Here is a 22,991-nt window from a genome sequence, read left to right as displayed (position 1 = left end):
GAGCAGATAGACACCTGTTTCGTCCTTCTTTTCTAATTCGGCTGACAACTTCGCTGATATCGTTTGGCAAGAAGATTCTGGCTGAAGCCCGTTGAACAACTCCCCAATCGCAATGATTGTGGCGGAAAATCGCGAACTCTTCCAGATCAGAACTCTCACCATTTTCGTGCGCCGCGTTCGTCACGCAGAAGTTTCCAACATCGAACCGATGGCCTACTAGGCCGGTCGATTCTACGACGGCGCAAATCTAGAGACGCTCTAGCACCCGTCAATCAGCCGACCTCCTAGGCACCGTGTCATGCGATGTCAGAACATCGAAGCGGAGAAAAACATGGTCGAAAAAACTCTGGCGGAGGAGTCCAGCAATGTCTCCTCGGCCAAGAACCTAGACAACGCCCTCGGCGAGAAACCGCGTGTAGGCAGCGTTTTCTATACCGCCATGATTCTGCTGGTGGGGATCCTGCTTTGGGCTAGCCTTTCACCGGAAAGCCTTGGCGCGCTGATGACCTCCAGCATGGACTGGGTCACGCGCACCGTCGGTTGGAGCTACCTGGTGGTGACCCTAGGATGCATCGGACTCATGATCTTCCTAGGAACGAGCCGCTACGGCGGCATCCGGCTGGGCAGCGAGGATTCACGCCCCGAATACTCCACCTGGGCTTGGCTGGCAATGATCTTGTCCGCCGTGATGGGCATCGGTCTGATCAGCTACGGCGTAGCAGAACCGATCTCGCACTTCATGGCCCCGCCACACGGTCTGGAAGACCCTGGCACCCTGAACGCGGCAGTTCGCGCACTGCAGTTCAGCTTCTTTGACTGGGGCCCGCATGCTTGGGCGGTCTTCGGCGTCTTCGGCTTGGCAATCGGCTACTCCACGCACCGGAAGGGCCGCCCGGGGCTCGTCTCACCGATGTTGCGACCGGTTCTCGGACGCCTCGTGGACGGCTGGTTCGGCAAGCTGATTGACGTGTTTGCCATTCTGGCGACGCTGTTCGGCACCACGACTTCATTGGGTCTGGGCGCTGCGCAAATCGAAGAGGGCCTGAACCGAGTATTCGGTCTTGCCACAGGTGTCGGCGTGCAAATTGTCATTATCGCGGTCATCACCGTCCTGTTCACCTTGTCTGCACTTTCCGGGGTCAATCGCGGCATCAAGTACATCAGCCAGATCACGATGTCATTGTCGGTACTGCTGGCACTATTCGTCTTGATCTTCGGCCCCACCAGCTTTATCGGAAATATTTTCTTCCGCTCCGTAGGCCAGTACTTCAATGATTTCTTCCAGGTTTCACTAATCACTCCGACTACGCCTGATGACCTTCAGTGGATGCAGTGGTGGACGTACTTCATGATGGCCTGGTGGCTTAGCTGGGGCGCATTTGTCGGAGTATTCCTTGCCAAGATATCCAAGGGCCGCACCATTCGTCAGTTCGTCGCAGGCGTTCTGGGCATTCCAAGTTTGGTGTTCTTTGCATGGTTCACCATCTTCGGCGCAAGCGCAATCAAGTTCGAGATGGATGGTGCTCCGATCGCGGCGCAAACCTCGGAGAATCTCAACTCCGCGTTCTTCGCGATGCTCGCCGAGCTTCCACTGGTAGAGCTCACCTCCGTGGTGACCATAATCTTGGTCGTGCTGTTCTTCGTCTCCGGCGCAGACGCAAACACATTTGTTTTGAGCATGATGTCCAGCAATGGGCATTTGAACCCAACGCGTCCGGTTCTGGGCATCTGGGGCATCCTCACCGGCCTGAGCGCAGTGCTGCTGTTGCTAGTTGGCGGGCTCTCCGCCCTCCAACAGGCAGCAATGCTTTCGGCGCTGCCATTTACGATCATCGTGGCGCTACTGGGAATATCGCTCACGATGGAACTGCGCAGAGATTCAGGTCTCCCGGTTTTGGTTAAATCATAGGATCGATAGTCGCCGAGTTGCGCACGAACTAATACTCGCGCCGCAGCCCAACGGCCCAATCCTTAGGCATCTACGCCACAGTGGCTCACGCAGAAATGCGCGACGCTGCTGTGGCGGCCTTGCTTTATGCTGCCACTAATCAGATTCAAGTGTTTTTGCGGACCTGCCGAAGGACTGAACTAAGGTTGGGTTCAAAGGTTGGGTTCAAAGGTTGGGTTCAAAGGTCGGCTACCTGGCCCGGCACCTGAGGTAAAGGAATTCCGCTTGGCTTGGTTTGGACGTAAGAAATCCGTTGATCCGGAGAAAATTCAGCCTGGCTTAGCCCTAGTCCCGCAGCTGGAAGGGCCGGGATTCGTCCTGCGCGCTACGAGTGCGCCTGCAGGATTCAAGTCCCGCTCCTTGGCTACTGTTGCGGAAATTAGATTCGAATTGGGCGCCGGGTGGTTCCACCGAGATGATCTGCAACGGTTTTTCGATAGGAAAAATTCAATTGCTGAATCCTGGAATGGCAGCGATACCGAACTTTTCCTCTGCATGGTCTCAGGCGTCGCCAAAGGCTCCATAGCCGATAAAGCGCTATCGGCCCAAGCCGGGCTCCCCGCCGGTTCCGCAGTCCTGCTTCGGCCGGCAAACGACGGGTTAGAGATCGTGCTACTGCTTGACTCAGCGCAGTTGGAGCGCATCTCGGTTTGGCTGCAAGCCTTGCCCAAGATCTAGCGGTACCGCACAGTAACGGTCCGTTGGATCGTGCCCTGCACCAAGCAGGCCCTGAAGATTCAGTATTCACGCAATTGCCTATCGAGGCCGGGCACCGAATCTTGAACGGTCTACTCGTCTGCGGCGTGAACGTCTTTTTCCCACGCTTCGACCGGACCGGGCACCACACGAAATAGCGGATGAGGCGGCAGCCCGCCGACCTCCCGCGCCATCAGTGCGCTGGCGCTTTCTGGGGCACGAATCTCCAGCTTGCGCAGCAGGTGGCAGTACTCGAAATTCAATTGGCCGCTGGTGACAGCCAGTTGACCGCGGCTCCCTGCTGGCACGGAGTGCAGAATTTTCGTCTGGTCAAACCGGTACCCGCGCTTCAACGATTCATCGTGAAGCCCCTGCAGGTATGCCCCCACCATCCGCAACGGGGCGCCCGACGCCCGGAAGCGGACCAATTGCGGGTGATTTACATAGCCGGCGGTCTGCCCGGCGAGAGTTTTCTGGGCCAGCAGTGTTTCACGCCAGCATGCGACAAGACCCTTGGCATCGAGCAGTTCGGGATGTAGGGACCAGAGGCGCATTCAATGATCCTACGCCGTGGGGAACTCGATGATTTCGCTGCGGATGAGGAAACGTTTGCCTTCCGGAGCCTCCACGGAAAAGCCCGATCCCCGCCCGTCGACCACATCCACGGTGAGCTTGGTGTGCTTCCAGTATTCGAATTGTTCCTTGGACATCCAAAAGTCGATCTGCCCCAATTCTTCTCCCGTCGCGTCCTTTAGCTCCAGCACCCCGAGCAGGATGTCCGCATTGCCGGTTTTGAAATCGCCTGCCGGATAGCACATAGGCGATGAACCGTCGCAGCAACCACCAGATTGGTGGAACATCAATGGTCCATGGATATTCCAGAGTTTGCGCAGCAATTCCAGGGTCTCGTCCGTAAAGGCGACGCGGGAAAATTCTTCCCCAACGATCGCAGCCCGGGATTCGGTGACGGTGCTCATGGAGTACTCCTTTGCGATAGCGGTTAATTACCGCTGCCCGGATGCAACGATGGTTCGTTGAACCCGGGCAACGGTCCTTGCGGCAAACCCGTTAGGGCCAGTGTCCTACTATTTCTCCAGGTAGTCTATGACCACTCGTCCATCGATTTTGGCGTGACGCATCTCGTCAAAGACCGCATTGATTTCATCGAGTTTCCGGGTGTGGAATGTCGGTTTGATTTTGCCATCCGCATAGAATTCCAGAGCCTCGATCATGTCCTGGCGGGTGCCAACAATTGATCCACGGATGGTCAAGCCTTTGAGCACAATGTCGAAGATTGGTGCGGGGAAATCACCGGCAGGCAAACCGTTGAATACGATCGTTCCACCGCGCCTGGTCATGCCGATAGCCTGCCCAAAGGCTGCCGGGTGCACTGCGGTAACCAGCACACCGTGAGTTCCACCGATCTTTTCCTGGATGACGTCGGCAGGTTCCTGCGCGAACGCGTTGACCGTGATTTCCGCGCCATGCTTGGTCGCCAGCGCGAGTTTCTCGTCTGCCACATCAATGGCAACCACACGCATTCCCATGGCAACCGCGTACTGCACGGCGATGTGGCCCAAGCCTCCGATACCGGAAATTGCGACCCATTGGCCCGGGCGCACCCCGGTCATCTTCAGCCCTTTGTACACGGTCACTCCAGCGCATAGCACCGGAGCGATCTCATGCGGGTCGGATCCTTCCGGAATCTGCGCGGCGAATTTAGCGTCGACTAGCATGTACTGGCCAAAGGAACCGTCCAGCGAGTAGCCTCCGTTGGCTTGGGACTCGCACAGGGTCTCCCAGCCGGTACGGCAGAACTCGCAGCTACCGCAAGCGCTGGCCAGCCAGGCATTTCCAACCAGGTCTCCAACCGCTACCTCGATGACGCCTTCGCCGATCTTTTCAACTGTTCCCACACCTTCGTGGCCGGGGATCAGCGGAAGCTTCGGCTTGACCGGCCAATCGCCTTCCGCCGCGTGCAGGTCAGTGTGGCAAACACCGGAGGCAATCAGCTTCACCAGGGCCTGCCCTGGGCCGGGCTCGGGAATCGGCGCGTCCTTGATCAGGAGCTCTTCTCCGAAGCCTTCAACGGTTGCGGCTTTCATCGTAGTCATGTAATTTTTCCTTTGCATTGCTTTGGAGGCGTGGGAGCACACGTGCATGTCCGGGAATGAGTCCAATCGTGCCCCGGGCGAGCACCTAGGTGACCCCACGCCTTCGGGGTCTCTTGAATTTTCTAGCGTAGCCGGCGGCGGTTTGCCGGCTTAGAAGAAGCCGAGCTTGTTCTCCGAGTAGGAGACGAGCAGGTTCTTGGTCTGCTGGTAGTGATCCAGCATCATCAGGTGGTTCTCTCGACCGATACCGGAGGATTTGTAGCCACCGAAGGCCGAGTGCGCCGGGTAGGCGTGGTACTGGTTTACCCAGACACGTCCCGCTTGGATATCGCGGCCTGCACGGTAGGCGGTGTTGCCGTTGCGGCTCCAGACGCCGGAGCCCAGACCGTAGAGGGTGTCGTTGGCGATGCTCAGCGCGTCGTCGTAGTCGCTGAATTTCGTCACCGCTACGACCGGCCCGAAGATCTCTTCCTGGAAGATGCGCATCTTGTTCTGGCCCTCGAAGATGGTCGGCTGCACGTAGTAGCCGCCTTCCAGGTCACCGCCGAGTTCCGCCCGGGCACCACCGGTCAGCAGCTTCGCGCCTTCGGCCTTGCCAATATCCAGGTAGGAGAGGATCTTCTCCAGCTGGTCGTTGGAGGCCTGCGCCCCCATCATGACCTCGGTGTCCAGCGGGTTGCCCTGCTTGATGGCTTCGGTGCGGGCGATGACCTTTTCCATGAACTCGCCGTAGATGCTTTCCTGGACGAGTGCTCGCGATGGGGAGGTGCAGACCTCGCCCTGGTTCAACGCGAAAAGCGTGAACCCTTCTTGCGCCTTGTCGTAGAACGCATCATCCTTGGCCGCGACGTCCTCGAAGAAGATGTTCGGGGACTTTCCGCCGAGCTCCAAAGTGACCGGGATCAGGTTCTCGGAGGCATACTGCATGATCAGTCGGCCGGTGGTGGTTTCGCCGGTGAACGCGATCTTGCGAATGCGCTTGTTGCTCGCCAACGGCTTGCCGCACTCTACGCCGAAACCGTTGACGATGTTCAGCACACCGGCAGGCAGCAGGTCACCGATGAGTTCGGCGAGCACCAGAATCGAGGCGGGGGTTTGTTCGGCGGGCTTGAGGACTACCGCGTTGCCGGCGGCTAGCGCTGGAGCCAGCTTCCAGACCGCCATCAGAATTGGGAAGTTCCACGGGATGATCTGACCGACCACACCCAGCGGTTCATGGAAGTGATAGGCGGTGGTGTCCTCATCCAGCTGCGACAGCGAACCCTCTTGGGCGCGGATCGCACCGGCGAAGTAGCGGAAGTGGTCTACCGCCAGCGGGAGGTCTGCATTCAGGGTTTCACGCACCGCCTTGCCGTTATCCCAGGTCTCGGCGACGGCAAGCATCTCGAGGTTGTCCTCGATGCGATCCGCAATCTTATTCAGAATGACCGCGCGGGCCGCCGGGCTGCTCTTTCCCCAGGCTGGTGCGGCCGCATGGGCGGCGTCCAGTGCTAGTTCGATGTCCTCGGCGGTTGAACGGGCCACTTCGCAGAAGGACTTTCCGGTAATGGGGGTGACGTTTTCGAAATACATGCCCTTGACCGGGGCAACCCACTCACCACCAATATAGTTCTCGTAGCGCGATTTGAAATTGACTAGTGCCCCATCGGTGTTCGGGTTTGCGTAGACGCTCATTGCTTCACGACTCCTTCGTCATCATCCGTGCGGTGGCGGAATGTTTCCGCCACCCGGCCATGAATGTGACTCTAGTCACTCAAAGGTTGCGGTTAGGTTGCATGCCCGCGCCGCCGCTGAGGAAGTTCAGTGCGGCATGACCGGAGACGGGGAGTCCACCACCGCTGGCGGGCCTGCAGTCGGATCGCGCCGCCCGGTGCGCGTGGCGCCGACGCCGGCCAAGATGACCAGCACGATGCCCGCAATGGCCGCCGGGCTCGGGATCTGCTGCAAGAAGAGCAACCCGACGACCATGGCGATGGCAGGTTCAAGGCACATCAGGGTCCCGAACGCCGAGGCAGTCAGTCGGCGCAGTGCCAGCAGCTCGAGGCTGAAAGGGATGACCGGCAGCAGCAGCCCGAGCCCAAGCCCGATGGCCAGCACCGGCAGGTCCATCCGGCCGATCACCTCCGGGCCCACCACCACCGTGGCGGCAATGGCCGCGATGGGCATCGAGATGGCCAGGGCGCCAATGCCGTCCACCGCATCCCCGGCGCGCTGCGTGAGCAGGACGTAGAGGGCCCAGCAAGCTGCGCCGACCAGCGCGAAAAGCACGCCCGCCAGATCCGCGGACCCCTGCCACGGTTCGGTCAGCCCGAGCACCCCGGCGGCCGCGACTAGCGCCCACCAGCGTCCGCGGCCCCGGCCCTGGATGATGGCGACAGACAGCGGACCCATGAACTCCAGCGCGCTTGCGGTACCCAGCGGGATCGTCTCCACCGCCCTCATGAACGCCAGCGTCATACCCGCGGTGGCCAACCCCAGCAGGGCGCAAATCCCCAGTGTTGCCCGGGAGTAGCGCAGGCGCCAGGGACGGGCAATGGCCACCAGGATGACGGCGGCCCAGGCTAGGCGCAGCCAGGCGACGCCCTCGGAGCCCAGAGTTCCGGCAAGTCCAATCGATGCGGCAAGGCCTAGCTGCACGCAGCCCATCGCGGCAAAGGCCATCAGCGAGCCGGCCCCGGCGGAGTTGGAAGTGTTCGCGGCAGTTGAGTTCATGGCTCCAGTAGAGCCGAGAAAAGTCATCCATGTCCACGCGAGAATCATCAACATATTGTTAATGAATCCTGCACAATGGAACCTATGGATACCCGCCGCCTGCAATACCTGTACGAGCTGGCCCGCATGGGCTCGATGCGGGCCGTCGCCGATGTGCTCGGAACCACCACCTCGACCGTCTCCCAGCAGATCGCGCAGCTGTCCAAGGAGACCGGCGCCAGGTTGCTGGAACCCGACGGGCGCGGCGTCCGGCTCACCCCCGCCGGCCGCCGGCTGGCGGAGCACGCGCAGAGCATCCTTGGCGCGGTCGACGCAGCGATCCGCACCACGCTGATGCCCATTTTCGAGGAGCTGGCGCTAGAGCACCCCGCGGTGAGGATCGTGGTGCTGGAGCACGAGCCCGCCGAGGCCCTGGCCCGGCTGGCGGTGGACGAGATCGACCTGGCCCTGACCTACGACTACAATCTGGCCCCGGACGATGCCGGACCCGGGGTGGACACGCTTCAGCTGTGGAGCACTCCCTGGGGGCTGGGAGTGCCCACCGCCGACGCCGTGCGGCTGGCCACCGGCGGCGGGGCCCCTGATGCCCCCGCGGTGCTGGCAGCTTTCCGCGACCGCGACTGGATCGGGAATTCGCGCAACGTCGCCGACGAGTCGGTCCTGCGGCTACTGTCCTCGATGGCCGGATTCACCCCGGCCATGCGCCACCAGGCCGACAGCCTGGATCTGGTCGAAGACCTGATCCTGGCCGGGCTAGGCGTGGGACTGCTACCGGAAAACCGGCCAGGGCGGGATGGGATCACGATTCTGCCGCTGCAGAACCCCGACCTGCGACTGCGCGCCTTCGCCCGGACCCGCACCGGGCGTGGCGCCTGGCCGGCCCTCGCGCTGGTGCTGGAGAAGATTCGCCAGGGACGGCAGCACGGATAATGGAAGCGCCTACGCCTCCAGCTCTTGGACCTCTGCAACAATCAGCGAACGCGCCGGCGAATCGGCTGGCAATTCGCGCAAGGCCGCACGCAAAAGGTCGGCATCGGCCAATTGCCGGCCAAGATTCAACAGCTGCTGCGGCCGACCCCGGTCCAGCGCCATTTCCCGCAACGCCGCCTCGGTCCGATGACGCAGCATCAGGACCCCCGGGGCCTGCGAGCGAACCAATAGTCCGGGCGAATACAATTGCAACGCCGCTTCCAGGTCCCCTAGCTCCAGCGCATCCCACAGGCGGCCCAAGGTCGTTTGCAGAGCCCACTGCAGCCGGTAGGGCCGGGAGGTCAGCGTCCGTCCGGGAAGTCCGGCCAGGACCTTGCGCAACCTGACCATTTCGGCGCGCACCGTGCCTTCGGCCGCCGCATCGGGCCGCTCGAAAAGCTCCTCCACCAGCCGGGCGGTATTCATGCCATCACGGTGCTGAGCCAGCAGCGTCAGAATTTCGGCATGCCGCAGTGAAATGGGCAACGATCCCAGATACACCCCATCGCAGCGGCCCAGATCCAGATAGTCGGGGTCCGCCACGACCCCGACTCCCGGCAGGAGCAGCTGGGTTTCGGCGGCCATGACGGCCGCTTGCAGCAACGGCATCGAATGCGTGGCGATCGCATCCGGGCCGCCGGTCAGGTCGATCGCGCCAATTACCTGTCCGGTGCGCGGGTTCCGAATCGGGACCGCCGAGCAGCTGTACTGCTGCGCCCGCTCATACAGGTGCTCAGCGCCCGATACCTGCGACCCGGACCCGGTGGCCAGCGCCATTCCGGGGGCGGAAGTCCCCACAGACCTCTCGGCCCAGTCGGCACCCGCCATGAAACCGACCCCTTCGGCCTGGCTCAGTGCACCATTGCTGCCGGCAACCCACAGCAAGGTCCCACCAGCATCGGCCAAGGCGACCAGCAGATTGGCGTCCGTAGCCGCGGGCACGAGCAGCTTTTCAAACACCGGCCAGATGCGCTGCAGTTCGCTCCGCTCGCGTTCCAGGCGCAACCGCTCGTTGCTCAGCACGGCGGGCTGTTCGACGGCCGAGGCGTGGGCCAATGACCTCTTCCAGGATTCGCGCACATCGTGCCGCAACGGAAGATCACCCAAGCCAGTGTCGGGGGCGCCTAGGAGTTCGCGGGCTTGCAAGGCCTGGCGCGACGCGTCAGTCCAATTTATGGCGGGCCCGCTCATATGCCTCCCCTACCCGGATGAATGGATCGCTTTTGCAATTCCACCCAGTTTAGGCGAACTCCGAAAGCTTTAGTAGAGCCTGCCGCTTATTGCATCGAGGGACGTAAAATCAAGGCGACAAATCATCTAGAAATAACGTTATCCATAGTCGATAAGTACCCTGAATTTTGGTTGAATTTCCACTTTTTTGCCCGCCGCTCTTTACCTTCCCCGAGCATCCGAGTATCGTACAACCAAATGGTTGTATATGAGTTGAGCGAAGAGCAGTCAAACAAGGTTTTCCGCGCCTTGGCAGATGCCACACGAAGAGACATCGTGAGGCGAACCCTGCACGCCGAGGTCAGCATCTCCGAACTGGCTGCCAGCTACGACATGTCTTTTGCCGCCGTGCAAAAGCACGTGGCCGCGCTGGAAGCCGCCGGTCTGGTCAGCAAGATCGCACGTGGCCGCGAGCGCATAGTTCGCGGGCAGCCGGACACCATCCGGCACGCGCAGGAACTACTCTCATCCCTCGAGGACATCTGGCGCCAGCGCATAAGCCGGCTCGATGACTTCCTCGCCGACGAGACTCCCTAAGGAGTAATCTCATGCCCGTCACATCAGTTGTCAAAGACGCAGAATCCCTCACCCTCACGGTCCACGCCGAATTCCCGGTCAAGGTATCCCGGCTCTGGGATGCCTACCTCGATCCGCGCCAGATCGAGAAGTTCTGGGGACCGGTCGAATACCCGGCAACTTTCACCCGTCACGATGCCGCACCAGGCGGCCGCACCCACTACCACATGACCTCGCCCGAAGGAGAGGAGTTCCACGGCTACTGGGAATGGAATGAAATCGTCGACCAGAAGTTCTTCGAAGTCACCGACGGTTTTGCAAATGCCGACGGCACGCCCAACGCCGAGCTGCCGACCACCCGTATGGTCTTCAGCTTTGATCCGCAGCCAGACGGCACCAAGCTGACCATTACGGCGAATTTCGATTCCGCGGCAGACCTGGAACAAGTAGTCGACATGGGCATGATCGACGGGACCCGTTCGGCCATGAGCCAGATCGAACAGGTGCTGATAGATCTGCGCAACTATGCCCGAACGTTCACCACCGAAGCCCAGATTCTTTCGGATACCCAAATTCGCGTTAGCCGCATCATTCGCGGAACCCGCGATCAGGTTTGGCAGGCACACCATGACGCGGCGCTTATGAAGCGCTGGCTGCTTGGTCCCGACGGCTGGAAGATGACCGAATGCGTGCTGCCCGAGTCCGTTGGCGGAACCTACCGCTACCGGTGGGAGCCGGAGACCGGCACCGAGGGACAGGGCTTTGGATTCACCGGCGAGCTGCTCGAACTACTTCCCAAGTCGTACGAGCGGACCACCGAACAAATGATCGACACCGACTATCCGCCGACTATCAACGAGTCGACATTCGCCGAAAGCAGCGAGGGGACACTGCTGTCGATTGTGATCACCTATCCCGATGCCCAGACGCGTGACATGGTGCTGGCTACCGGAATGACCGACGGGATGGAGGCAAGCTACGCGCGGCTAGAATCTCTGCTCTGAACGCGATTCGCCCCACATCCGGCGCTCGGGCATCCTCGAATATGAAACACTTGGAAGCATGACTTCCCACAATGTGCGCGCGGGCCTGGATAAGCAGGCCAACCAGGTCCAGGAGATGTTCGATAATGTAGCCCCTCGCTACGATCTACTCAATACCCTGATGACCGGCGGCATCGTGAATTACTGGCGCAAGATCACCACCGAGGCGATCGCGCCCAAATCCGGCGAGCGCATCCTGGACCTGGCCGCCGGCACCGGCACCTCGTCGATGCCGCTGGCCAAGGCCGGAGCCACGGTGACCGCCTGCGACATGTCCGAGGGCATGCTGGCCGAGGGGCGCAAGCGCTACCCGGAGCTTGAGTTCGTCTACGGCGACGGCACCGACCTGCCATTCGAGGACAACTCCTTCGACGCGGTGACCATCTCCTACGGTCTGCGCAATATCTCGGACACCGAGAAGGCCCTGTCCGAGATGCACCGCGTAACCAAGCCCGGCGGGCGCATCGTGGTGGCCGAGTTCTCCACCCCCACCGTCACTCCGATCAAGGTGGCCTACCAGCAGTTCCTGCCGCGCGTAATTCCCGCGCTGGGCTACCTGGTCTCCTCGAACCCTTCGGCCTATGCCTACCTGGCCGAGTCGATCGCCGCCTGGCCAAACCAGCAGGACTTGGGCCAGAAGTTCATCAATGTTGGCTGGAAGAACGTCGAATTCCGCAACTTGACCGGCGGCGTGGTCGCCGTGCACCGCGCCTGGAAGTAGACCAACGCACTAGCCGGCTTTCGGCCCGTATCCGCAAATGGATACGGGCCGAAAGTGCTCGAGCACACCTTTTCCCGCCCCATCACCTGCTGTTACACTCGATTGCATGGATACCTACTAAGCCAGCCAATGACCAAGCACCCTATTTCCGGTGCAATCCGTTCATTTTGGCTACCGGCTTCGGTATCCCTTTTTTATGGCTCCTTTAAATAGTTGAGCCAGCTTCGAGATCCCTAAGCTCGGCAGCCTCTTCACATCCGTGGGAGAGCCACTTATGCCTTTGACTCCGCCGATCACACTGCACAACCTCAGCTTCAGTTGGCCTACCGGCGAGCGCGCCCTGACTAACCTGGAAGGCACTTTTCCTTCAGGACGCACGGGGCTTACCGGCGCGAACGGCAGCGGCAAATCAACTCTTTTGAAGCTCATCGCCGGGCAACTAAGCCCTAGCGAGGGCAGGGTGGAGGCCGCGGAAGAGCTCGCCTACCTGCCGCAGACACTTACCTTGCATCGGGACACCACCGTGACCGAACTGCTTGGGATCGATAGAACCTATCGCGCGCTGAAAGCCATCGAAGCCGGAAGCGTAGATCCCGAAGATTTTGATGCGGTGGGAGATAATTGGGACTTGGAGGCCCGGCTGGAGGCTGAACTGAGCCCCTTGGGACTCGGAACACTGGATCTGGATCGCCAGGTCGGCACCCTATCGGGCGGCGAAGCGATGCTGCTTGCGGTGCTCGGCCTGCGGCTAGCCGCATTGCCCATCACGCTGCTTGACGAACCAACGAACAACCTCGACGCACCAACCCGAGAATTGCTGTACGGGCTCGTGCGCTCCTGGAAGGGTACGTTGATCGTGGTCAGCCACGACATCGAGATGCTTGAGCTCATGGATCATACAGTGGAGCTGTACGCAGGAAAACTCAGAGTTTTCGGCGGACCCTACAGCGCCTACCGCGAGCAGTTGGAGACCGAGCAGCATGCCGCCGAACAGGCAGCAAAAACGGCTAGTGCTTCCCTAAAGGTGGAAAAACGCCAACGCGTCGAAGCCGAAACCAAACTCGCCCGCGCCAAACGCAAGGGGCGGGCCGAGCAGCTGGGAGGCGGCATCCCCAAGATTCTGGCCAATCATCTACGCCAGAAGTCCGAAGCCAACGCTGGCAAGATGCGTTCAAACCTCGACGGCAAGGTTGACAGCGCGCAGACCAAACTCGATCGGGCCGAAGAACGAGTCCGACAGGTAGAGCACATCAATCTGGAATTACCGGATCCGAAACTGCCTGCCAGCAAACAGGTTGCCCAGCTGAGTTCGGCCGCAGGTAAACACATTATCCAAGGCCCCGAACGCGTGGCGCTCATCGGCCCCAACGGGTCAGGTAAGACCACGTTGTTGCGGCAGCTGCTCTTCGGGGATGACGCTGGCGCCGGACCGTCTGGAAGGCTCTATCTGGAGCGGGTTGGCTATCTCCCGCAATTGCTAGTTGGACTTGACGAAGATCGTAGCGCCGTCGAAAACATAGGCGAGGTCGCCCCATCGGCCGCGCCCGGGCAGGTGCGGAATATGCTCGCACGCCTGTTGCTCCGCGGAGCGAGCGTTGACCGTCCGCTGTCCGCGCTTTCCGGCGGAGAACGTTTTCGCGTTTATCTGGCCTCGCTGCTGCTGTCCGAACCTCCCGTGCAACTGCTCATTCTCGATGAGCCGACAAATAATCTGGATCTCGAGAGCGTGCGCCAACTCTGCGAGGCGCTGGCTCTCTACCGCGGCGCCTTATTGGTGGTCAGCCACGACCAGCATTTCTTGGACAAGCTGAATTTGGACTACCAGTTGGAGCTGTCTGCGGAAGGAACCATGACTAAGTCCTATCCCACGCCGGTTCGGTAGCCCCTCTGCGGCGTGTTGCCGGTTTACACTTGATCAAAGCACACCGCCGAGGACCCCGAAAGCAAGTTGAAAATGTCCTACCCCCAGCGCACCGTCGAAGTAGTCACCACCGGCCTGGTCATCGATCAGTCTGCAACTCTGCTCTGGAACGACATCCGACGAGCATTCATTTACGAAACCGGCTCCGGCCATGAGACCCTCACTTGTGCCGAGTTCATGCTGACCGAGGGCTACAGCGTAGAGATCAACAGTCAGATGCCTGGCTGGGATTCGGCTATCGAGCACCTACCGCAACGCATCGAGAATCTGGTTGACGAACGCTAAGTGACTCATTGACCCGAAGCATCTAGGGTCATAGGCTCGGTGGGGTAATCACCCGTCTCTGCTGGGAGCCCCGATGGCCGAGATCGTCTTATTTCACCACGTCCAAGGCCTCACCCCTGGTGTACGAGCCATGGCCGAAGAACTGGAAACTGCTGGCCACAAGGTACATACCCTCGATCTCTATGGCGGCGCCCAGCCAGAATCCGTGGAGGCCGGGCTGCAATTAGCGAACTCAATTAGTGAAGCAGAGATCAACCAACAGGTCTCCGCGCTGCTGGATTCGCTACCTCCAAAATTGGTGTATGTCGGCACCTCATGGGGAGCCTCAATGGCGCAGCGATACGCCCAGCAACGCCCCGGAGCCTTGGCTGCCGTTCTCCTGGAATCCTTCGTAGATCTGGATGCCGATTGGGGTTTCGGGCCATGGCCGGAGTCGGTGAAGGCCCAGATCCACGGCAAGGATGCAGACCCATTCTTCGCATTGGAAGGCGATCTGGGTGCGGCACAAGATTTCGTTGCGGGTCCCGGTAACGGCATCGCTGAGCTCTACACCTATGCGGGAAATCAACACCTCTTCACCGATAGCTCGCTTAGTTCCTGCGATCCGAAGGCACGGTCCTTGGTCATGGAACGTGTCCTCGGATTCTTGGCACCATGGGTCTGATGACAACTAGACCCCAGATATCCACAGATCTTCTGAAGTAACCCAAGACTTCTGAAGCTGCTCCTAGGCTAAGCGGACCGGCAACTTTCCACTCAGCTTCCAGGAGCATCCCATGGCCGTCAGCAAGAAACGCCAACAGCACACGCACCGCGAGCGGCGCCGTCAACGCGAACGCTGTGAAGTCAAGGAACGCGCAACGCATCGCCAAAATCGCTTCACCGTTGCCGTCAATGATCTGTGTGAAGCTGATGGTTACGACGAGGTCCGTGCAGCATTAAGCCAGATGCAGAGGATCGCCCCGGATACGGAAGAGGCGCTCTCTCGAATCCTTCATGCCGAACCAGGTGAGATCCTCGCCAGCCGGCGAGGCTGGAAATCTGTCACTAATAATCTCAGCGACTTGGAAAGCGAGGTGTGGATCTACACGCCAACCATTCCGAATGATTGGGACGAATCATCTATTGACCAACCCACGGTGCTCGTCGTTTCGGAATATGACTATTACGAAATCTTTCCCGCCATGCGCGGCGGAAGGCGTGCCCACGGAATCGCCTTCTACGACAATCCCTTCCGCCTCATTCGAGAATTCCCGCAGATAGAGAGCTGGTAAAGACTCCTGCCAACCCAGGGCTGGCGTCATCATGAAAAAGAATCGGGTCCCGCTCGCCTTAGCAAGTGGGACCCGATTCCTATGTTGTGCGCCCTGCGGGGGTCGAACCCGCGACCAATGGATTAAAAGTCCAGTGCTCTACCAACTGAGCTAAAGGCGCACGGCCGAAGCCAAAATCCATAATACCCGAAGTAGCGATTCATCCTTAATCGAGTCAATTTTCCTCGCGTTGCAAGGGGTCCATGGCCATTGAGCGGCCGTTCTGGAACGCGCCATTGCAGATAGTTGCAGATAGTTGCAGATAGTTGCAGGCTCTCATTAATGCCAGCGAAGTATGCAATTCAGCTTAGTTCTCGCGGGCAATCCGCCTCGCCGCGAGCACCCTCTCTCGCAGAAATTTCCTGCGCCTTCCGCGAATAGTCGGTCTATTCGTATGCGTCGTTTCACACCAAGGCCGATGGGGCACCGTCCACCAAAAAGGAGTAGTCTCGAAGCCATGAAAGGTGCACGCGCAGGATCCAAAGTTGGCCAAGTCTCAGGGTTCAGACATCACAAGCCACGGCCCTTCGCTCCCATAGATTTCGACCCCTATGAAGGCGGCGCCGACCCGGCGCGCATCTCGGAAGCAGCCCATCTATCGGCGCAGGCCTTCATTCGCCGCGGTATCGCGAACGAGGACCCTGAGGTTTCGCAAAGGCTAATTCAAGTCGCCGAAACAGAAGGCCTGGAGGTTCTTGCCGAACTCTGGTCCGAAGCCCCTGCAAGGTCCCTGCCGGGAGCCTTGTGGCGCCTCTATGCCATCCGCGCGGCAACCATGAACAACGCTGAAACCATGTCTGCACGTTTCCGTGCAGGATCCCACCGTGCCGAGGTGGAACGCCTGGTGGCCGGTGTTGCCGAACCGCCGACGGCGGAAGAACTTAAAAACATGGCAACCTCCATACTTTCCGGAGCCTTCGATGGGGACTTCGCCCACGCGCTGGAACGCACCGCCGCCTATTGCCGGGTTCTCGCGTTGGGAATGACCGAGCATGCAGATGCAGCAGATCTTGCGCATGAAACCCGCGGTTCAAAACTGACTGCGCGAGCCAAATCGATGGCGAACACCGCAGAGGACTTGGAAGCCTGTGCCCGACTCTGGCGGCTAGGCGCGTTGGACTGATCGCAGGCGATAAGCCCTTAGGATTGATTTGAGATACTGATATCGACAAAAGGTAGGCAGAGTGGGCGCGGAAGCCAATAATGCAGCTTCTGGAACCCTGCGATGGCTACTGATCCTCGTCGCTACCGCCCTTCTTTCGCAGACCACACTGAACCTCGTTCGCCCGGTCACCACGTACAAGCTCATTTCCCTGGATGCCGGTCCAGTCACGGTTGGGCTCGCCACCGCAGCCTACGCCCTGTTGCCAATGGTCACCGCGGTGTGGCTGGGGCGATTCAGTTCACGGATCCCCAAGATTCGTTTTCTCATGCTCGCCGGAGCCGGCTTGATGGGCTTGGGCTCATTGGGCATTGCCACGGCTCAGGGATACATCATGGTGGCAGTTGCCAGCGCGATACTGGGCATGGGGCATTTGATGTTCACCATTGGCGGGCAGTCCTCGATCGCCCGCTATTTTCCCGATGACCAGCTGGATAAGGGCTTCGGCTGGTTCACCGCCGCGTACTCGGCCGGCCAGTTCCTTGGACCGCTGATCGCTGGAATCATCCTCGGCACTTCCACGGTGGCCGACTCCCCCGAACGCATTGCCGACATTAATTTATCGTTGTGGATCGGCGGCGCCTGCGCGTTGCTTGCCATTCCGTTGCTCCTGCCTAATCTGCAACCGAGAATCAAGAAGGTTGCGGCTAGCTCCTCGCCTAAGCCACAGGCTTCGATGGTTTCGATTCTCAGGGTCAAAGGCATGCCCTCGCATATGCTCGCCTCGCTGACGCTGCTGTCAATCTTGGACATCCTCACCGCGTTCCTCCCCTTGGTCGCAGAAAAGCATGGCGTGACGCCGGCCGCCGTGGGTGTCTTGCTGGCAATCCGAGGTAGCGCCTCGGTAGTTTCGCGGCTCTTCCTTCCGTGGATTTCACGCCACTTCAGCCGCAAGTCAATGCTGCTCACCAGCCTGTATACGGCGGGCATAACCATCGCCATTGCACCCCTGTTCATCGATACACTCTGGCTCGCCGGATTGGCATTGCTTATCGGCGGATTCTTCCTCGGCATGGGGCAGCCGGTGACCATGACCATGGTGTCCACCTCCGTGCCGTCTCAGGACCGCGGGGCAGCACTCGCGGTACGCCTGATGGGCAATCGCTTGGGCCAGGTGCTCCTGCCCGTTGCCGCCAGCACCGTGGCGGTCGGGGCGGGACCGGCCGGGGCCATTTGGTTCTGCTGTGGCCTGCTGTGCCTCAGCGGCATTGAGAAATCACTGCGTAACTAACGTGAGAATGCGCACCCGGTTCTCTCTATGGTTGACAGCAAGCGCTTAGTGCGAGAAAACTAGTAGACGGTGCCGGGCCGCTGGTAACCCCGGGCTCCAATATTCTGCCGCTTCGAGCGGCCTTCCGCCGAGAGGCGTTCCCGGTCCGGCATCACTTACGTTTCGAAGTTAACCTTTGCGACGTAAACTGTTCAGCGTTAGTACCAAAACTGTGACCTGAGACGAATGGTGCGCCGAACAACGTGAAGTTCCAAATCTTTCCTTCAGCATCGCGCGGCATTGAATTGCTGAGCGACTTGGCAAGCACCATCCGCAATTCGGTGGCCAGCGTTTCCGAAATGATCGGCAATCCCGATGGGCGTTCCGAGCAGCTCAAGGAGCTTGCCACGGCGGAAGCCCAAGCCTCGGATCTCTTGCACGCGTTGCTCACCCACCTGCGTACCAGTTACATCAGTCCGCTACCGCGCGAAGACATGTACATGTTTTCGCGGCTGCTGCACGAAACCATGGAGCAGCTCCGCGGCATTGGCGAACTGATCAATACCTTGGGTTCCACACCGCTCTCGGACCGAGCGGCCGAGCAGCTGGAACTGATCTCTCAGCTAGCCGAGCTCGCCTCGAATTCCGTACGAAGCTTGAATAAGCTTGATGATCTGGAAGACAACTGGCTGCAGATGATGCAGTACTCAAAGCGTGCGGCACGTACTCACCTGGTTTGGATTGATGAAATCTCCAACTTTTCCAAAGCCTCCACAATTCACAAGCATCAGCGTGTAGCCGATCACTTGCTGCTCGCCGCGAACACCCTGCGCCAGTTCTCCGATCACCTCGGCCGCGTACTGGTCAAGGAATCCTAGAAAACCCATGGATTTGCTCCCCTTATTCACCACCATCGCCATCGTATTAACTCTGGGTTATGCGGTGCTCAACGGATTCAGGGACTCCTCGACCGCCGTCGCAGCGGCCGTACGCACCCGCGCGCTGAGCCCGGGCATCGCCGTCGGTGCCGCCGCCTTGTTCGCTTTCATCGGCACCATGGCGACCACCACCTTCAGTACGGTGCTGATCAGCCGGCTGAATATGCAGCTGCCCGAAGACACCGTCGGGATGAAGTTGTTGATCGCCGCGCTCTTGGCCGCCGGGGCCTGGCTGCTGTTTTGCTGGTGGCGTGGCATACCGGTCTCCTCTACGCACGCGTTAATCTCCGCGTTGGTCGGTGCCGGTGCGGCGAACTCCTGGCTGGGCAACGAGTCGCTGGGCGGCGCGGTGGAACTTTTTACCCGCTCCGTGCTGCTCCCCCTGCTGGTCACCCCGCTCATCGCGTACGCCGCGTCCTTCTTGCTGGTGGTCCCCGCAACCTGGCTGATGCGCCACGATACTTCCAGAGACGTCAATACCCGCTCTCGAGCGGGCCAGGCTATCGCGGCTTGCGCCGTGGCGCTGGGCCTCGGGCTGCAGGACGGACAGCGTACCGCGGCAACGATCACCCTGGTGCTCATCACCGGCGGACATATGGATCCGGGGCCGGTGGCCTTGGCCATTCAGCTGATCGCCGCTTCGGCGCTGTCTTTCGGGGTGCTCCTCGGCGGCTGGCGGATCACCTATACGCTCTCGCGCCGGCTGGTGAATTTTGATCCGCTGCGTGGCATGGTCGCCCAAGGCGTTGCCGCAACCATGCTCTACGTCGGCTCGATGCTGCTGCACCTGCCGCTGTCCACCACCCAGGCGGTCACCAGCTCAATTGTCGGCGCCGGCGCGAACCAGGCCTTCGAGTCGGTCGTCTGGTACCGGGTCGTGAAGGTCTACGGGCACTGGATCGCCACCCCGGCAATCTGCATACTTGCCGGGGCGATCCTGGCCCTTGCCATGGACCCGGTGGGCTAGCTATCCAAGGTCGGGCCGGGCTGCTCGGTATGCGGCACGAAGCGTACGCTCATCGCCTTGAAGCCAGGAGTGTTGGACTCGCGGGCGACTAGTCCGCGGTGCACCAACGCGTTGGCCTCCGGGAAGTATGCTGCGGCACACCCCTTTGCCGTCGGGTAGGACACCAGACGGAACCTGTTCGCCCGGCGTTCGGTGCCGGCGAAGGTTGAGATCACATCGACCAATTCGCGGTCCTTGAACCCCATCTCGGTCAGGTCCTCCGGGTGAATGAGGATTACTCGACGCCCGTCCTTGATGCCACGGTACCGGTCATCCAGTCCGTAGAACGTGGTGTTGTACTGATCATGGCTGCGCATGGTCTGCAAGATCAGGTGGCCTTCCGGCGCCTTGAGCGCCTCGAAAGGCGAGACCGTGAACCGCCCCTTGCCGATGTCGGTGGCGAAGGAGCGCGAATCGCGTGGCGCGTTGGGCAGCACGAACCCGTTCCGTTCGCGCACCCGTCGGTTGAAGTCCTCGAACCCGGGCAGCACCCGAGCGATATGATCACGGATCACGTCATAGTCCTCGGCCATGGCCCGCCAGTTCACGACGTGGTCATCTCCCAGGATGGCTTGGGCCATGCGAGCCACGATCACCGGTTCGGACAGCAGGTGCTCGGAGACCGGGGTGAGCCGGCCCTGGGTCGAATGGATCACCGACATCGAGTCTTCCACGGAGAGGAACTGCGCACCCTTTGGGTGCTTATCGTCCTTGTCCGTGCGCCCCAGCGTCGGCAGGATCAGCGAGGTCTGCCCGTGCACCACGTGGGATCGGTTTGGCTTGGTGGAGATGTGCACCGTGAGCTTGGCACGCTGCATGCCCGCTTCGAGCAACTCGGTTTCCGAGTTCGCCAGGGCGAAGTTGCCGCCCATGGAGACGAACACGTCCACCTCGTCCTGCTCAAAGGCGTCCAACGCCTCCGTGGAGTCGTAGCCATGGGCGCGTGGGGAGTCGATGCCGAATTCGGCATCCAGCGCCTCCAGGAGCTCTTCTGTGGGCTTCTCCCAGATCCCCATGGTGCGGTCGCCCTGCACATTCGAGTGGCCGCGTACCGGGCATGCTCCGGCGCCCGGCTTGCCGAAGTTGCCTTGCAGCAGCAGCAGGTTGATGATTTCCTTCAGCGTCGGCACCGAGTGCGGCTGCTGGGTCAAGCCCAGCGCCCAGCAGAAGATGGAGGCCTTGGAAGCAATGAGCAGTTCGGCGATCTCGGTGATCTGCGCACGGGTCAGGCCGGTGGCCTCTTCGGTGGCTTCCCAATCCAGTTCTGCGCGGGCGCTCTTGTAGGCTTCGAACCCGTCGGTCACTTCGGCGACGAACTTCTGGTCCACCACGGATCCCGGATTCTTCTCCTCCTCGGCAAGCAAGAGATGCCCGAAGGCCTGGAAGAGCGCCAGGTCTCCACCGACCTTGATCTGCAGGAAGTGCGTGCTGATTTCGCTCGGCTTGCCGAGCATGCCGCCCACGGTCTGCGGGTCTTTGAATCCAAAGAATCCGGCCTCGGGCAGCGGATTCACCGCAACGATCTTGGCACCGCGCTTGCGTGCGTCGGCGAGCGCCGAGAGCATCCGCGGGTGGTTGGTTCCCGGGTTCTGGCCGACCACGAAGATCAGTTCGGCGTGGTCGAAGTCTTCCAGCGAGACGGTGCCCTTGCCGATGCCGATGGTCGGATTCATGGCCGAGCCCGAGGACTCATGGCACATGTTCGAGCAGTCGGGCAGGTTGTTGGTGCCCAGCGAACGGGCGAGCAGCTGGTACATGAACGCCGTCTCGTTTGCCGTGCGCCCCGAGGTGTAGAAGACGCATTTCTCCGGGGTGCTGGCGTTGACGTGCTCACCGATGGTGCTGAAGGCTTCGGCCCAGCTAATCGGCTTGTAGTGGGTATCTCCGGCACGGATGATCATCGGTGCGCTGATGCGCCCCTGCGAGCCAAGCCAGTATTCTGTTTTTTCGCGCAATACGCTGATCGGGTGCTGCTCCCACCACTCCGGGGTGACGGTGCGGGCGCTGGCCTCCTCGGCGATGGCCTTGGCACCGTTCTCGCAGAATTCTGCCGGCTTGCGTGCCCCGGTAATCGATTCGGGCCAGGCGCAGCCCGGGCAGTCGAATCCACCGCGCTGGTTGATGCGCGCCATGGAAAGCAGGGTGCGGCTTACCCCTGCTTCGGCGAAGCCGCGTTGCAAGGAAACGGCGACGGCCTTGAGGCCGGCGGCGCTGCGCTTGGGGTCACCGACCTTGAGATCATCTTCATTGATGTCATCTTTGGGGGCTGGGAGATGCATGGTATTCCTCCACTGAGCTACTGAGTGCCTAAAATGCGTTGGGCATGAGTGTATAAGTTGATGCTGTTCCCACGGGAGAATCCGGCCAGCGTTACGCCACATTCATCTGCCAGCTCTACGGCTAGCGAAGAAGGTGCGCTGACGGCGCTGAGCACCGGGATTCCCGCCATGGCGGCTTTCTGAACCAATTCGAATGACGCGCGTCCGGAAACCTGCAGAATTGTATGGCTCAGCGGCAGGCGGTTATCACGCAGCGCCGCGCCGATGACCTTGTCCACCGCGTTGTGCCGCCCCACGTCTTCGCGCAGGATGAGCAGCTCACCGGTGGTGCTGAAAAGCCCCGCGGCGTGGACCCCGCCGGTGGAGCTGAAGAGCTTCTGGGAGTCGCGCAGGGTGTCCGGCATTGCCAACAGCACCGCGAGCTCCAGCCGCCCGGCTTCGGGATCGAGCTCATAGCTGGATTTCTTGCGGACCTCGTCGATGGAGTTGGTTCCGCAGATGCCGCAGGCCGAGCTGGTCACCACGTTGCGGGCCGCGGACGGGTCAGGCGGCTGGGCGCCGAAACCCAATTGGGCCTCGATGACGTTATAGGTTTGGTTGCCCTCATCATCGGTGCCCATGCAGTAGCGCATGGCGGTCAGCTGCTCGGAGCGCGCAATAATTCCCTCGGCGTGCAGGACGCCGGCGACCAAGTCGAAGTCGTCCCCTGGCGTGCGCATCGAAGTGGTGAATGCGGTGGATCCGAAGCGGATCTCCAATGGCTCTTCACCGGCAAGCTTTTCCTCGCGGACGAAGCTGCTACCGCCCAGCGTGGCGCGGATAATGCGCCGTCGCAGGATCTTGCGTCCCATTGCGGTATCTCTTTTCTTGCAAGTGCCCTGAGTCACATACAAACGTAACCTAAAATCTGCTTCCGGCGCACCATCGT

22 protein-coding genes and 1 tRNA gene are annotated in these 22,991 nt (G+C 60.6%); 14 read left to right on the top strand and 9 right to left on the bottom strand.

What is annotated here, in order from left to right; genetic code table 11:
- Window positions 1-331: 331 nt before the first annotated feature.
- Window positions 332-1,909, top strand: a complete 1,578-nt coding sequence (locus tag ACT3UQ_RS00200) for a BCCT family transporter (protein WP_444636302.1) — start codon at window positions 332-334, stop codon at window positions 1,907-1,909.
- 264 nt (window positions 1,910-2,173) lie between these two features.
- Window positions 2,174-2,626 carry a hypothetical protein gene (locus ACT3UQ_RS00195; protein ID WP_105553630.1) on the top strand — a complete coding sequence of 151 codons (453 nt, stop codon included), beginning with the start codon at window positions 2,174-2,176 and terminating at the stop codon, window positions 2,624-2,626.
- A gap of 110 nt (window positions 2,627-2,736) precedes the next feature.
- Here ACT3UQ_RS00195 and ACT3UQ_RS00190 read toward each other — a convergent pair whose 3' ends face one another.
- The 5 genes from ACT3UQ_RS00190 to ACT3UQ_RS00170 form a co-directional block, all read right to left on the bottom strand.
- Window positions 2,737-3,198, bottom strand: a complete 462-nt coding sequence (locus ACT3UQ_RS00190; protein WP_444616690.1) for a pyrimidine dimer DNA glycosylase/endonuclease V — start codon at window positions 3,196-3,198, stop codon at window positions 2,737-2,739.
- A 9-nt stretch (window positions 3,199-3,207) separates the two neighbouring features.
- Complete coding sequence (locus tag ACT3UQ_RS00185) at window positions 3,208-3,621, bottom strand: DUF779 domain-containing protein (protein ID WP_444616688.1); 414 nt, start codon at window positions 3,619-3,621, stop codon at window positions 3,208-3,210.
- A 108-nt stretch (window positions 3,622-3,729) separates the two neighbouring features.
- A complete protein-coding gene (gene adhP / locus ACT3UQ_RS00180; RefSeq protein WP_444616686.1) occupies window positions 3,730-4,758 on the bottom strand; it encodes an alcohol dehydrogenase AdhP in 1,029 nt (342 codons plus the stop codon).
- Window positions 4,759-4,908: 150 nt separating this feature from the next.
- Window positions 4,909-6,432: an aldehyde dehydrogenase gene (gene adh, locus ACT3UQ_RS00175; RefSeq protein WP_105553633.1), complete on the bottom strand. Its 1,524-nt coding sequence runs from the start codon at window positions 6,430-6,432 to the stop codon at window positions 4,909-4,911.
- A 126-nt stretch (window positions 6,433-6,558) separates the two neighbouring features.
- Window positions 6,559-7,470 (bottom strand): EamA family transporter, encoded by a 912-nt coding sequence (locus ACT3UQ_RS00170; RefSeq protein ID WP_444636301.1) that lies wholly within the window; start codon window positions 7,468-7,470, stop codon window positions 6,559-6,561.
- Between the two features lie 84 nt (window positions 7,471-7,554).
- Between ACT3UQ_RS00170 and ACT3UQ_RS00165 the strand changes: the two genes are divergently transcribed.
- On the top strand, window positions 7,555-8,400 hold the full coding sequence (locus tag ACT3UQ_RS00165) for a LysR family transcriptional regulator (RefSeq protein WP_444636300.1): 846 nt from the start codon (window positions 7,555-7,557) through the stop codon (window positions 8,398-8,400).
- 9 nt (window positions 8,401-8,409) lie between these two features.
- Here ACT3UQ_RS00165 and ACT3UQ_RS00160 read toward each other — a convergent pair whose 3' ends face one another.
- Window positions 8,410-9,630 (bottom strand): GAF domain-containing protein, encoded by a 1,221-nt coding sequence (locus tag ACT3UQ_RS00160; protein ID WP_444636299.1) that lies wholly within the window; start codon window positions 9,628-9,630, stop codon window positions 8,410-8,412.
- Between the two features lie 237 nt (window positions 9,631-9,867).
- Between ACT3UQ_RS00160 and ACT3UQ_RS00155 the strand changes: the two genes are divergently transcribed.
- The 7 genes from ACT3UQ_RS00155 to ACT3UQ_RS00125 all read left to right on the top strand — a co-directional run bounded on the left by ACT3UQ_RS00155 (window position 9,868) and on the right by ACT3UQ_RS00125 (window position 15,429).
- Window positions 9,868-10,206, top strand: coding sequence for an ArsR/SmtB family transcription factor (locus ACT3UQ_RS00155; RefSeq protein WP_105553636.1), 339 nt, complete (start codon window positions 9,868-9,870; stop codon window positions 10,204-10,206).
- 11 nt (window positions 10,207-10,217) lie between these two features.
- Entirely contained in the window at window positions 10,218-11,189 is a 972-nt protein-coding gene (locus tag ACT3UQ_RS00150) for an SRPBCC family protein (protein ID WP_105649784.1), read from the top strand.
- 58 nt (window positions 11,190-11,247) lie between these two features.
- Window positions 11,248-11,949, top strand: a complete 702-nt coding sequence (locus tag ACT3UQ_RS00145) for a demethylmenaquinone methyltransferase (protein WP_105553638.1) — start codon at window positions 11,248-11,250, stop codon at window positions 11,947-11,949.
- A gap of 274 nt (window positions 11,950-12,223) precedes the next feature.
- The gene (locus tag ACT3UQ_RS00140) at window positions 12,224-13,831 is read left to right on the top strand and encodes an ABC-F family ATP-binding cassette domain-containing protein (protein WP_105649783.1); all 1,608 of its coding nucleotides are present in this window, start codon (window positions 12,224-12,226) and stop codon (window positions 13,829-13,831) included.
- A 72-nt stretch (window positions 13,832-13,903) separates the two neighbouring features.
- The gene (locus ACT3UQ_RS00135; protein ID WP_105569833.1) at window positions 13,904-14,155 is read left to right on the top strand and encodes a hypothetical protein; all 252 of its coding nucleotides are present in this window, start codon (window positions 13,904-13,906) and stop codon (window positions 14,153-14,155) included.
- A 73-nt stretch (window positions 14,156-14,228) separates the two neighbouring features.
- The gene (locus ACT3UQ_RS00130) at window positions 14,229-14,819 is read left to right on the top strand and encodes a dienelactone hydrolase family protein (RefSeq protein WP_105649782.1); all 591 of its coding nucleotides are present in this window, start codon (window positions 14,229-14,231) and stop codon (window positions 14,817-14,819) included.
- Window positions 14,820-14,931: 112 nt separating this feature from the next.
- Complete coding sequence (locus ACT3UQ_RS00125; protein ID WP_105553642.1) at window positions 14,932-15,429, top strand: hypothetical protein; 498 nt, start codon at window positions 14,932-14,934, stop codon at window positions 15,427-15,429.
- A gap of 87 nt (window positions 15,430-15,516) precedes the next feature.
- Here the strand turns inward: ACT3UQ_RS00125 and ACT3UQ_RS00120 are convergent.
- Window positions 15,517-15,589, bottom strand: a tRNA-Lys gene (locus tag ACT3UQ_RS00120).
- A gap of 336 nt (window positions 15,590-15,925) precedes the next feature.
- On the opposite strand from ACT3UQ_RS00120, the gene ACT3UQ_RS00115 reads away from it, so the two are divergent.
- The 4 genes from ACT3UQ_RS00115 to ACT3UQ_RS00100 all read left to right on the top strand — a co-directional run bounded on the left by ACT3UQ_RS00115 (window position 15,926) and on the right by ACT3UQ_RS00100 (window position 19,745).
- Window positions 15,926-16,591 (top strand): hypothetical protein, encoded by a 666-nt coding sequence (locus ACT3UQ_RS00115; protein ID WP_105553643.1) that lies wholly within the window; start codon window positions 15,926-15,928, stop codon window positions 16,589-16,591.
- 61 nt (window positions 16,592-16,652) lie between these two features.
- On the top strand, window positions 16,653-17,861 hold the full coding sequence (locus ACT3UQ_RS00110; RefSeq protein ID WP_258133586.1) for an MFS transporter: 1,209 nt from the start codon (window positions 16,653-16,655) through the stop codon (window positions 17,859-17,861).
- Between the two features lie 242 nt (window positions 17,862-18,103).
- Window positions 18,104-18,718: a hypothetical protein gene (locus ACT3UQ_RS00105; protein WP_105553644.1), complete on the top strand. Its 615-nt coding sequence runs from the start codon at window positions 18,104-18,106 to the stop codon at window positions 18,716-18,718.
- Window positions 18,719-18,725: 7 nt separating this feature from the next.
- Complete coding sequence (locus ACT3UQ_RS00100) at window positions 18,726-19,745, top strand: inorganic phosphate transporter (RefSeq protein WP_105553645.1); 1,020 nt, start codon at window positions 18,726-18,728, stop codon at window positions 19,743-19,745.
- On the opposite strand, the gene ACT3UQ_RS00095 is transcribed toward ACT3UQ_RS00100, so the two are convergent.
- Both ACT3UQ_RS00095 and fdhD read right to left on the bottom strand, forming a co-directional pair.
- Window positions 19,742-22,063: an FdhF/YdeP family oxidoreductase gene (locus tag ACT3UQ_RS00095; RefSeq protein WP_105553646.1), complete on the bottom strand. Its 2,322-nt coding sequence runs from the start codon at window positions 22,061-22,063 to the stop codon at window positions 19,742-19,744. The genes ACT3UQ_RS00100 and ACT3UQ_RS00095 overlap by 4 nt on opposite strands.
- Window positions 22,064-22,080: 17 nt before the next feature.
- Window positions 22,081-22,914 (bottom strand): formate dehydrogenase accessory sulfurtransferase FdhD, encoded by an 834-nt coding sequence (gene fdhD / locus ACT3UQ_RS00090; RefSeq protein ID WP_444636298.1) that lies wholly within the window; start codon window positions 22,912-22,914, stop codon window positions 22,081-22,083.
- Between the last annotated feature and the right edge of the window lie 77 nt (window positions 22,915-22,991).

Source organism: Glutamicibacter sp. AOP12-B1-11, assembly GCF_052379245.1.
Taxonomy (GTDB): Bacteria; Actinomycetota; Actinomycetes; order Actinomycetales; family Micrococcaceae; genus Glutamicibacter.
The sequence above is the reverse complement of the archived record's forward strand: the minus strand, read 5'-3'. Positions and strand labels throughout refer to the sequence as shown.